At 48.5% G+C, this 11,701-nt stretch carries 10 protein-coding genes and 1 pseudogene; 3 read left to right on the top strand and 8 right to left on the bottom strand.

Annotated elements, in window-relative coordinates:
- Positions 1-350: 350 nt before the first annotated feature.
- The 4 genes from leuD to leuA form a co-directional block, all read right to left on the bottom strand.
- Positions 351-956 (bottom strand): 3-isopropylmalate dehydratase small subunit, encoded by a 606-nt coding sequence (gene leuD, locus KT99_RS15575; protein ID WP_005501842.1) that lies wholly within the window; start codon positions 954-956, stop codon positions 351-353.
- A gap of 95 nt (positions 957-1,051) precedes the next feature.
- Positions 1,052-2,452: a 3-isopropylmalate dehydratase large subunit gene (gene leuC, locus KT99_RS15570; protein WP_005501840.1), complete on the bottom strand. Its 1,401-nt coding sequence runs from the start codon at positions 2,450-2,452 to the stop codon at positions 1,052-1,054.
- Between the two features lie 3 nt (positions 2,453-2,455).
- A complete protein-coding gene (gene leuB / locus KT99_RS15565; RefSeq protein WP_040572091.1) occupies positions 2,456-3,553 on the bottom strand; it encodes a 3-isopropylmalate dehydrogenase in 1,098 nt (365 codons plus the stop codon).
- Positions 3,554-3,607: 54 nt separating this feature from the next.
- The gene (gene leuA, locus KT99_RS15560; RefSeq protein WP_005501837.1) at positions 3,608-5,176 is read right to left on the bottom strand and encodes a 2-isopropylmalate synthase; all 1,569 of its coding nucleotides are present in this window, start codon (positions 5,174-5,176) and stop codon (positions 3,608-3,610) included.
- A 552-nt stretch (positions 5,177-5,728) separates the two neighbouring features.
- Between leuA and KT99_RS22090 the strand changes: the two genes are divergently transcribed.
- Entirely contained in the window at positions 5,729-5,881 is a 153-nt protein-coding gene (locus tag KT99_RS22090) for a hypothetical protein (RefSeq protein WP_157752216.1), read from the top strand.
- A 445-nt stretch (positions 5,882-6,326) separates the two neighbouring features.
- Here the strand turns inward: KT99_RS22090 and recQ are convergent, their stop codons facing one another.
- Positions 6,327-8,153 (bottom strand): DNA helicase RecQ, encoded by a 1,827-nt coding sequence (gene recQ, locus KT99_RS15550; RefSeq protein WP_040572088.1) that lies wholly within the window; start codon positions 8,151-8,153, stop codon positions 6,327-6,329.
- A gap of 181 nt (positions 8,154-8,334) precedes the next feature.
- Here recQ and KT99_RS15545 point away from each other — a divergent pair, with 181 nt between their 5' ends.
- Together KT99_RS15545 and rarD are read left to right on the top strand one after the other, a co-directional pair.
- Positions 8,335-8,799: a thioesterase family protein gene (locus KT99_RS15545; protein WP_005501831.1), complete on the top strand. Its 465-nt coding sequence runs from the start codon at positions 8,335-8,337 to the stop codon at positions 8,797-8,799.
- Between the two features lie 145 nt (positions 8,800-8,944).
- Positions 8,945-9,829: an EamA family transporter RarD gene (gene rarD, locus KT99_RS15540; protein ID WP_005501829.1), complete on the top strand. Its 885-nt coding sequence runs from the start codon at positions 8,945-8,947 to the stop codon at positions 9,827-9,829.
- 8 nt (positions 9,830-9,837) lie between these two features.
- On the opposite strand, the gene argA is transcribed toward rarD, so the two are convergent.
- The 3 genes and pseudogenes from argA to rpmB form a co-directional block, all read right to left on the bottom strand.
- Positions 9,838-11,157 (bottom strand): amino-acid N-acetyltransferase, encoded by a 1,320-nt coding sequence (argA, locus tag KT99_RS15535; RefSeq protein ID WP_040572090.1) that lies wholly within the window; start codon positions 11,155-11,157, stop codon positions 9,838-9,840.
- A 291-nt stretch (positions 11,158-11,448) separates the two neighbouring features.
- The gene (gene rpmG, locus KT99_RS15530; RefSeq protein ID WP_005501826.1) at positions 11,449-11,622 is read right to left on the bottom strand and encodes a 50S ribosomal protein L33; all 174 of its coding nucleotides are present in this window, start codon (positions 11,620-11,622) and stop codon (positions 11,449-11,451) included.
- A 6-nt stretch (positions 11,623-11,628) separates the two neighbouring features.
- A pseudogene (gene rpmB / locus KT99_RS21770) lies at positions 11,629-11,701 on the bottom strand (50S ribosomal protein L28); the annotation flags it as partial.

Here is an 11,701-nt window from a genome sequence, read left to right as displayed (position 1 = left end):
TTATTAAGATAAAATGGCTATTTAAAACGGTCTTCGAGTCAACCATGATGAGACTGTGTCACCACAGGATAGGAGGGGCATGAGGATTAAACCAAAAATAACGATGCAAATCAGTGGGTAACTAAATTTGCAGCGACTTACACACGTTAGCTTAAATAGAAAAAATCTGGCAGTTAAAATCACTGCTAAAAATAACAAAACCTTGCATTAGTTCACTGAAAAAATAAAACAGCCATACTTTCAATTGGATAAGGCAAGCAGGTTGCGATTTAAAACAAAAGCCGGATCAACACTGGTTCATCCGGCTCTAGATTATTAGCATTTAAGTACAAATGTACGCTTAAAAAAACTTACAGCTTCCAGCTTGGGAGTTTTGCTTCATAAGCCGCAATCTGATCGACATAACCTAGAGTCAAACCAATGGCATCCAAGCCATTGAGTAGGTTATGTCGAGCCGAAGTCTCAATCTCAAAACTAAATGTAGCCCCCGAAGGAGATGTGACCGTTAAGGCCTCAAGATCGACGCTGATCTCGGCGCCCTCTTGTGCCTCAACCTCATCCATCAACTGCTGCACTTCGACATCAGTCAAACGCACTGGCAGTAGGCCATTGTTGATGGAGTTACCGTAGAAGATATCGGCAAAGCTTGGTGCGATAATGGCGCGTAAACCAAAATCGGCTAACGCCCATGGAGCGTGCTCACGACTAGAACCACAGCCAAAATTTTCCTTAGTAAGGAGAACCGATGCGCCCTTATATCTGGGAAAGTTGAGGCTAAACTCTGGATTTGGCTGATCGCCAGCCTCGTCCAAATAACGCCAATCATGGAAGAGGTGTACACCAAAACCATCGCGAGTCACTTTAGAAAGAAACTGCTTAGGGATGATCTGATCGGTATCGACATTAGCGCTATCGATCATCACCGCAAGCCCAGTGTGTGAGGTAAATGGATTCATTACTCTGTTCTCCTAGTAAGCTAGTAAGGTTTGCGAATATCGACGACATCAACATCGGCTATAAAAGATTCATACATCTCGGTGCTCCTAGTAAGCTAGTAAGGTTTGCGAATATCGACGAAGTGACCAGCAATAGCTGCCGCTGCGGCCATAGCCGGGCTAACGAGGTGAGTACGACTACCTCGTCCCTGACGTCCCTCGAAGTTACGATTACTGGTTGAGGCGCAGCGATCGCCAGCCTCTAAACGATCATCGTTCATCGCTAAACACATAGAGCAACCCGGTAGACGCCACTCGAATCCCGCATCGATAAAGATCTTATCCAGTCCTTCGGCCTCCGCCTGCTCTTTAACTAAGCCTGATCCTGGTACTACAATCGCAATCACGCCAGCGGCAACCTTACGGCCCTTAGCCTGTGCAGCCGCAGCACGTAGATCTTCGATACGAGAATTAGTACATGAACCGATAAAGGCCTTATTGATACTCACATCTGTCATACGAGTCCCGGCTGAAAGATCAACATACTTGAGCGCTTTTTCGATGCTGTGTCTAACCGTAGCGTTTTGCTCATCTGCTGGGTTTGGTACGACGCCATCGATGGCAACGACTTGTCCCGGATTTGTTCCCCATGTGAGCTGCGGCGCTATATCACCGGCCTCGAGCACGACTGTCGCATCAAAAACGGCATCTTCATCCGTTGTTAATTCGGCCCAATCCGCTACAGCTTGATCCCAAGCTTCGCCCTTGGGTGAAAATTCACGCCCTTGCATATATTCGACAGTGGTAGCATCCGGCGCAATCATTCCCGCCTTAGCCCCCATCTCAATGGCCATATTGCACACAGTCATGCGACCTTCCATGGTTAAGGATTCGATAGCCTCACCACAGAACTCGACCACATAACCCGTGCCGCCATCCATGCCAATCTTGCCTATGATGGCAAGCACGATATCTTTGGCGGTGATCCCGGCAGCGGCATGTCCACGTACCACAATCTTCATCGTCTTCGCTTTTAACTGACGCAAGGTTTGCGTCGCCATCACGTGCTCAACTTCAGACGTACCTATGCCGAACGCCAGTGCACCAAATGCACCATGAGTGGCGGTGTGAGAGTCACCACATACGATAACAGAACCGGGTATGGTGATGCCGAGCTCAGGCCCCATCACATGCACTATACCTTGGTTCTTATGATGTATGTCATAGAGGCGCACACCAAACTCTTTACAGTTATCCTGCAGTGTTTCTACCTGGATTCGAGCCATAGGACTCAAAGCATCCAGGCTTGCACTCTTAGTCGAAGTGTTATGATCCATGGTTGCGAAGGTTTTCTCTGGCGCGCGCATTTTACGACCCGCCGCCCTCAAACCACTGAATGCCTGAGGTGATGTCACCTCATGGACCAGATGTCTGTCTACATAGATAAGTGGCGCTTCCCCCTCATTCTCAATGACGATATGCGCATCCCACACCTTCTCGTATAAAGTCTTAGCCATGATCTACGCCTCCCCTTCGGCAACAGCTTGAGCGATATAATCACCCATCTGACTGGTAGATTTAGCCTGGCTACGCTCGCTTTCAGGCAATAACTCACCGGTTAGGTAACCATCGCTGAGTGTCTTGCTCACGGCGGCTTCTATCGCCTGGGCAGCGTCTTCGAGTTTCAGGCTATGACGCAGAAGCAAGGCCGCTGACAGAATTTGTGCCACCGGATTAGCGATCCCCTGACCGGCGATGTCCGGCGCACTGCCACCGGCAGGTTCGTACATGCCGAAACCTTGGCTGTTCATGCTAATCGATGCCAGCAGACCCATAGAGCCGGTCAACATGGCAATCTCATCCGAGACGATATCACCGAACAAGTTAGAGCAGAGCATGACATCAAATTCATTTGGACGACGTAACAGCTGCATGGTGGCGTTATCGATATAGATGTGTTCGAGTTCGACATCCGGGTAATCCTTAGCGACCTCTTCGACAACTTCACGCCAAAGTACGCTACAGGCCAAGACGTTAGCCTTATCGACCGAAGTAACCTTCTTACGACGACCTTGGGCAGATTCGAATGCAATCTTAGCTATGCGCCTGATCTCTTTGCGGCTATATCTCATGGTATCGAATGCTTCTTCATTCTCGCCTTCTCCCTGACGACCCTTAGGCTTACCGAAATAAATACCGCCGGTGAGTTCACGCACACAGAGAATATCGAAACCCTTCTCTGAGATGTCGCTTCGCAGTGGCGACATATGTTCGAGGCCCGGATGTAATTTGGCCGGACGCATATTACAGAAAAGCTCGAAGTGTCCACGTAGAGGCAGTAGCGCGCCACGCTCAGGTTGATCGTTTGGCGGAAGGTGCTCCCACTTAGGACCGCCAACAGAACCAAACAGCACGGCATCGGCCGCCTCACAACCCTTTAGAGTCGCCTCAGGCAGAGGACAACCATGATTATCGATGGCCGCGCCCCCAACATCATATTCACTATATTCGATTGAGAGATCGAAACGCTTCTCGACCGCAGCCAACACCTTACGTGCCTCGGCCATCACTTCGGGTCCAATTCCATCTCCGGCTAATACCGCTATTTGATAACTCATACGACACATACTCCCAACTCTTTAATTTTACTATTCGAATAATTATTAACTTTGTTATACGCCGCCTAACTCTCTATGCTGCTGAATCTTCTCTTTGCAATCGGCAACCTTATCTGCACGCCAAGTCAGGTTCATCACATGTATCAGCGCCTGAACCGAAGCCTCAACCACATCCGTCGCCAACCCGACGCCATGGAAGCTCTGCTGCTGGTAGCTCGCCTCAATATCGACCTGACCCAGGGCATCTTGTCCCTCACCCTTGGCGCTTAGCTTATAGCTGGTAATATTTACTTCACACTTGCTGGCACGGGCGATGGCATTATAGGCAGCATCCACAGGGCCATTACCCGTGGCCGCCTCCGTGACAGTCTGGCCATCGATGTCAACTTTAACCGTCGCAGTTGCATTGCCTTGGGTAGAATCAGAATGGACCACCAGTTGCTGCAATTTATAATGTGCGTCCTCATCGGCCTGGGCCTCAATGAAGACCAGCGCCTCGAGATCATAATCGAACACCTGACCCTTCTTGTCCGCCAGCTCGAGGAAGGAGGTATACAAGGTATCCATATCGTAATCGCTCGCAACATAACCCATCTCGGCCATGCGATGCTTGATCACGTGACGTCCCGAACGCGAAGTCATATTGAGATTATTACGCGGTAGCCCTATGCTCTCTGGCGTCATGATCTCGTAGGTATTCTGTGACTTAAGCATGCCGTCTTGATGAATACCCGATGAATGAGTGAACGCATTGGCACCGACTATCGCCTTATTAGCCTGTACTGGCATATTACACAACTGGCTGACCAAGCTAGAGGTGCGGTGGATCTCTTTGGCGTTGATGCCGGTTTCGAAGCCAAGTTTTTCCTTACGGGTAGCCAAGATCATGGCTATCTCTTCCAGAGAACAGTTACCCGCCCGCTCACCGATGCCATTGACCGTACATTCGATCTGGCGCGCACCATGCTGGATGGCCGTGATCGAGTTAGCGACAGACATGCCTAAATCATCATGACAGTGAACCGATATCACCGCCTGATCTATGTTAGGTACTCGATTAAACAGGGTTTCTATGATGGAACCAAATTCGCTCGGTATGGTGTAACCTACGGTATCGGGAATATTAATCGTCCTGGCACCCGCTTTAATCGCCTCTTCGACCATACGACATAGGTTATCCATAGGCGTGCGACCCGCATCTTCACAGGAGAACTCGACATCGTCGGTGAATCGACGTGCATACTTGATGGCGCCAACCGCCATCTCTAATACCTGATCGAAAGAACGCTTCAGCTTACTTTCAACATGTATGGTCGAAGTGGAGATGAAAGTATGAATACGGAACTGTTCGGCAACCGACAGTGCCTGAGCCGCTGCATCGATATCTTTTTCCAAGGCGCGGGACAGAGCACACACTCGGCTGTTTTTTATCGTACGGGCTATGGTCTGAACAGACTTAAAATCTCCCGGAGATGAAACAGGAAAACCCACCTCCATCACGTCAACACCCAGTCGTTCCAGAGAGAGCGCTATCTGTAGCTTTTCCTTAACCGTTAAGCTTGCCGCCAAGGCCTGTTCGCCATCACGTAGGGTCGTATCAAAAATAATCACTCGGTTAGACATCTGGTTTCTCCGTGGAAGACCTAATTATTATTTGCGCTGAAAAACAAAAAACCCCGCGTTTGTTAGCGCGGGGTTTGTGAATGCTGTTTCTCTATCGAGTGTGCAACACTACATCCTCCGCGCAGGACCTGCGAGAATGAGAATGAGGAGGTTGAGTAATGCACATTTTATATTCATCTGTCTTATTTATTCAGTGTGCATAATTAATTATGCAGCAAGTTAATACTCGATTATGACGTTAGTTTGCTAAAGAACGGTTAATTTTTAACGTGTGGCGGCTCAAGTGTCAACCCCATTCTTTTCATTTTCACCTGATTAGACCAGAGTAAACACCTTTAAACCTTGGCTATCTTTTCATTGATCCTATAATCAGCAGCCATTTACCTAGGATATCTCGATAATAAGTCGATTTTGCCACCAATAGTTCTAAATCATACTCTGTTGTTTTTTAATACATCACATTAGTTATAATGCCTGCCACATGGATTTCGAATAAGTAAACGGAGCTTCACCCAATGATCAAGCGGCAACCAGCCCAAAGCCATGACCCTGATGAACCAAGCCATAGCAACGGGTCTCCCAACCTCTAAATATCATGAGTTAGTACTTAGTTATCAGGTGCTCAAATTCGATGCAGCAGAAAATACCTTTAACTTCATCAAGGATACGCGTTTACAGCAATTACACAGGAGAAAGGCACCTTAAAGATTATCGAACAGATTGAAGCGGTGATGCTGCCATTACAGCAAGGTGATCGGGCTAATATTGGCTATGCAAAATTGCAACAACAGGACAGCCTCGAGTCTTTGATAAAACGAGCTAAGGTAAAACTGTTAATGTTGAAGAAGAGGAAACAGGCAAGCATTAGCCCATACTCGCCTGCATCAGGATTTCCTGGCTATCAGCCAGCTAGTTAGCGATCTTATTAAGGTAATTCACCACCGAAACGGCTTATCTTCTAGCTATCGGCCAGGTAGTTGGCGATCTTATTAAGGTAATTCACCACCGAAACGGCTTATCTTCTAGCTATCGGCCAGGTAGTTGGCGATCTTATTAAGGTAATTCACCACCGAAACGGCTTATCTTCTAGCTATCGGCCAGGTAGTTGGCGATCTTATTAAGGTAATTCACCACCGAAACGGCTTATCTTCTAGCTATCGGCCAGGTAGTTGGCGATCTCATCGAGGAATTCACCACCGAAACGGCCTAACTTACGCTCACCGACACCATTAACCGCCAACATTTCGCCTGGACTGGTGGGAGTCATGGCCGCCATTTCGGCCAGAGTCGCATCGTTGAATACCAGATAAGGCGGCACATCCAGCTCTTCAGCCAGGCGCCTACGCAGCAGCTTTAATCTGGCAAATAACTTACGATCATAATTCAATGGCGCACGAGTACTGCCGCTACGACGCTTAGTCGTGGTTTTCAGTATGATCCTCGGCTCTGCCAACAATAACTCGACTTGCCCTTTTAGCACGGCTCGCGCCGAGGGATTCAACTTGACCGAGGATCCCCGGGTAATATCCTGACTAGCAAAGCCTAAGTGGATTATCTGCCTGATGATGCTCAGCCAATATTCATGACTCTTGTCTTTGCCTATTCCCCAGGTGGATAACTTATCATGGCCGCGGTCCAGCACATTGGCAGCCTTAGAGCCACGCAACACCTCGATGAGGTGATTGATGCCGAAGCCTTGCTTCAAACGATAGATGCTGGAGAGCACCTTCTGCGCATCTTGAATGCCGTTATATCGCTTAGGCGGGTCCAAACAGATATCACAGTTACCACAGGGCTCTTCGGCACTCTCATCGAAATAGTGCAGCAGCACCTGACGACGACAGGTCTGCGCCTCGGCAAAGGCGGCCATGGTATTGAGCTTATGTAGCTCGACCTGTTGTTGGGGACCTGGCTCTGATTGTTCTATAAGGTGACGTACCCGGCCAATATCGGCCGGATCGAACAACATCAAGGCTTCAGCGTCTAAACCATCACGCCCGGCGCGCCCCGTCTCCTGATAGTATGACTCCACGCTCTTAGGAATGTCGTAATGCACCACGTAACGAACATTGGACTTGTTGATACCCATGCCAAAAGCCACGGTTGCCACCACGATATCGAGTTGATCTTTCAGGAAGCGATCTTGCACATCGGTCCTCTCCTCCTGCGTCCTGCCCGCATGATAGGCGTCGGCATTATGACCCTGGAGCCTCAGGCGCTCCGCCACTTCATCGACACGCCTACGGCTGCCGCAATAGATGATGCCACTGCTACCATTCTGGGCTGTCACGAACTGACGCAGCTGGTTAGCCGCATTGAGCTTCTCGGCCACAGTGTAGCGAATATTCGGCCGATCGAAACTGGTGAGAAAGGAAAATGGTGTTATGGTCAGACGCTGACAGATATCCTGCCTGGTTGCCTGATCCGCCGTGGCCGTCAGCGCCATGATAGGCACATGGGGAAAATACTGTCTCAACCTGCCTAACGCCGCATACTCGGGCCTGAAATCATGCCCCCACTGGGAGATACAATGAGCCTCGTCTATGGCGAAAAGTGAGATATGCAGTTCATGTAAACGCTCGATAAAGCTGGCTTGCAGCAAACGCTCCGGAGAAACATAAAGCAGTTTTAACTCGCCGCTGTGCATCTCCCTGAGGATCCTGGCCCGCTCTTCCCCTGCCTGAGATGAATTTAGGTATCCGGCATTGACTCCCATCTGCTGCAGGCTATCGACCTGATCTTTCATCAGGGAGATCAGCGGTGAAACGACTATGGTCAAACCGGGCATCTGCAATGCCGGCAGTTGATAACACAGGCTCTTACCACCACCTGTAGGCATGATCACCAGACAATCGATACCGGCACAGATCTGCTCGATCACCTCCCGCTGGCCCTTTCTGAAGGTGCGGTAGCCGAATACAGACTGTAGGCTCGAAGAGAGTGGATCTGATTGAGGTTGCGGCGTCACTTGGTCCATGGGCATCGGGAGTCAGAAATAGGGCCTACCATTCTAATAAAGCTCGCGCCTCTTGTCTCTCATGATCGGCCTATGTTTGATAATAATCTGCTTTTCATCTTGCATAGCGAGGTAAATAAGCGATAGATTAATTGCTCTAATAATAAACAACAATAGATACTTACCCTATAAAAGGATGCTTATGACCAATCCAGTGCAAGCCGAAATACTTAAGAGAGTGGCCGAGGTGTTCGATAAGCAAGTGCCGTTTCATAATCTTTTGGGCATGGATATCAAACGTTATGATATCCATGGCGTCGAAGTTAGCGTCAATATGAAGCCTGAGCTTATCGGCAATATCCACCAGCAGATCCTCCACGGCGGCGTCACAGCTACGGTACTCGACGTTGTCGGTGGACTAACAGCCTTCTCGGGTTTAGTCGCCAGTCGCGACGACTGGAGTGTAGAAGAACTACAGAGCCGTTTGCAAACTTTAGGCACTATAGATCTGAGAATAGATTACCTCAGACCCGGCAGAGGTGAGATATTTACCGGCACCGGCACTGTGATCCGCGCCGGAAATCGTGTGTCAGTCTGCCGCATGGAACTGCATAACGAGCGTGGCGATCACATCGCCTTCGGCACTGGCACCTACATGGTTGGCTAATACCAATCAGTTCATGTCTGTCAGCTTTGCTTTGCTGGTGTCACTTTCATGAGACAGACAAGAAACTGTTAGTCACAGTTTTAACCTTGAGGCTGTAGGTCTTGAGGAATACAATGAGGCACTTTCTCATTTTGTAGTTCTAATCATGCTCGATTCTGAACATAGTAAAGGCATAACCTTTGCTATTTGTGCTTATACTCTCTGGGGCTTCGCGCCACTGTATTTCAAGTTGCTGGGACAGGTTTCTGCAACCGAGATCTTGATCCATCGGGTGATCTGGTCATTCTTATTTGTCACTATACTCATGATGGTATTCGGTGGTTTCTCTCGCCTCAGACAAGTGTTGAAACGGCCGAAGCAGCTCATGGTGCTAACCTTGACCTCAATCCTGATCGCGGCTAACTGGCTACTGTTTATCTGGGCCATCAATAATAATCATATGTTAGATGCCAGCTTAGGTTATTTTATCAACCCACTGATTAATGTCATGTTAGGCATGGTTTTCCTCGGCGAGCGACTGCGAAAACTACAATGGTTTGCCGTCGCGCTGGCCGCTAGCGGCGTGATGGTTCAGTTGATCTCGTTTGGCTCAATTCCTCTGGTATCTTTGGGTCTTGCCTGCTCATTTGGCCTCTATGGTCTGCTACGTAAAAAAGTTAATGTCGATGCCAAGACAGGCTTACTGGTCGAGACCGCCATCCTATTCCCGGTTGCACTCATCTACCTGCTTACCAATATGGGCGGCTCATTGACCAACATGATGACCAACGAGATGTCATTCAATCTGCTGCTATTAGCGGCGGGCATAGTGACCACCATACCCTTGCTCTGTTTCGCCGCTGCTGCGGTGAGGATCCCGCTATCAGTACTGGGCTTCATTCAGTATCTCGGCCCAAGCATCATGTTTATCTTAGCCGTCACCCTCTATGGCGAATCATTCGATCTGGAGAAAGGAATCACCTTCTTGTTTATCTGGGGAGCCTTGCTCGTATTCACCATAGATATGTTGTACAAACGCAAGAAACTGTAACCTACAAGTTATAGATCTAAGGCGAGTATCTTGGATTTTCTTTGATAGTTGTACAGTTGCTTCTTCTTATCGGGCAAGGTTTCCACATCGACGATATCGAAACCCTGTTCCAGGAACCAATGAATGCTGCGCGTGGTCAGGGCAAACAATTTTGAATAGCCCCTGACCCTGGCCTGACCGATAATATTCTGCAGCAGTATGCTGCCCCGGTCGGCATCCCGGTATTCGGGATGCACCACCAGACAGGCAAACTCGCCGGCATTGTCTTCCTCGAACGGGTAGAAGGCCGCGCAGCCTATGACCAGGTTATCGCGTTCAATAAGCATAAACTGCTCAATCTCCATCTCCAGCTGCTCACGGGAACGACGAACTAGAATGCCCTTCTGCTCTAACGGACGGATCAGATCTAAGATCCCGCCGATATCACCAATATCGGCACGACGCAGACGTTCGGCACTCTCGGTTACAATCTGGGTACCAATACCATCTCTGGAGAAGAGCTCCTGCAACAAGGCACCATCATCCAGATAACTAACGAAGTGACAACGGGAGACACCATTGCGGCAGGCATCGATGCTGGCTTTGAGAAAAGCTTTAGTACCTCGACAGACACTCGAGCTTAAGTCTAAATCACTCAAGATAGCTTGAGCATCATTTGGCATCAATTCGGCAAGCACCTGACCCGTGCTATCTAGGATACCTTTCTGTGAGCTAAAACCTATCATCTTATCGGCTTTGAGTTTCACCGCGATCTGAGTGGCGACCTCTTCGGCAGTCAGATTAAAGCTCTCTCCCGTGACCGAGGCGGCAACGGGCCCGAGTAACACTATGCTATTACTGTCCAGCTGGCCCTTAAGGCCTTGCACATCGATACGTCTGACCTTGCCACTCAGGCAATAGTCGACACCGTCATCGACACCAAGAGGTTGAGCGATAACGAAATTACCACTCACCACATTGATCTGCGCCCCCTTCATCGGGGTATTACTGAGACTCATGGAGAGTCTGGCGGTGATATCCAGCTGCAGTCCACCGACAACTTGCTTGATCACCTTAAAGGCATCTTCGTCGGTGATCCTTACGCCATTGTAGTACTCAGGCAGGATAGCTTTGTCCGCCAAAGCCTCATCAATCTGCGGCCTGGCACCATGCACCAGAACAATCTTGATCCCCAGGCTATGCAAGAGGGCAATATCATTAATGATTGAGCGAAATTGTTTATTAGCTAACGCCTCCCCCCCAAGCATCACCACAAAGGTCTTGCCCCTATGGGAATTGACGTAGGAAGCTGAGTGACGAAATCCATCAACGAGTTCAGTGGTACGCACGAATATATTCTCACCTTGATTCATTTATGCAAAACAGACGGCCGCAGCCGTAGGCTACAACAAGCATGATATTGCATTTTAATGCAAAATAAAAGCATTTATATTTAATCGTCAGTATGGGGGAATCGTTTTAAAATAGGGCGTGAACTAATAAAATAAAAATAACACAAATGAATAACAATTTGGATTATTCATCCTACTCGATCTATATGACAGTGAATGAAAAAACTAAATTTCAAGCAAAAAAAAGCCCCTGAATCAGGGGCTTGTTTAGAAGTTAGCAACAAGTTATTACTTGATTTTAGCTTCTTTGTACATAACGTGCTTACGGATAACGGGATCAAATTTCATGATTTCCATCTTTTCAGGCATGTTACGTTTGTTCTTTTCAGTCGTGTAGAAATGACCAGTCTTAGCGCTAGAAACTAGCTTGATCTTCTCACGTTTACTTTTAGATTTAGCCATGGTTTATTATACCTTCTCGCCGCGGGCACGAAGTTCAGCAAGAACAACTTCAATACCTTTCTTATCGATAATACGCATA

Origin of the sequence: Shewanella benthica KT99 (genome assembly GCF_000172075.1) — a bacterium.
GTDB classification, from domain to species: domain Bacteria; phylum Pseudomonadota; class Gammaproteobacteria; order Enterobacterales; family Shewanellaceae; genus Shewanella; species Shewanella benthica_A.
Note: the sequence above shows the minus strand (reverse complement) of the source record. Positions and strands in the feature narration are given on the sequence as shown.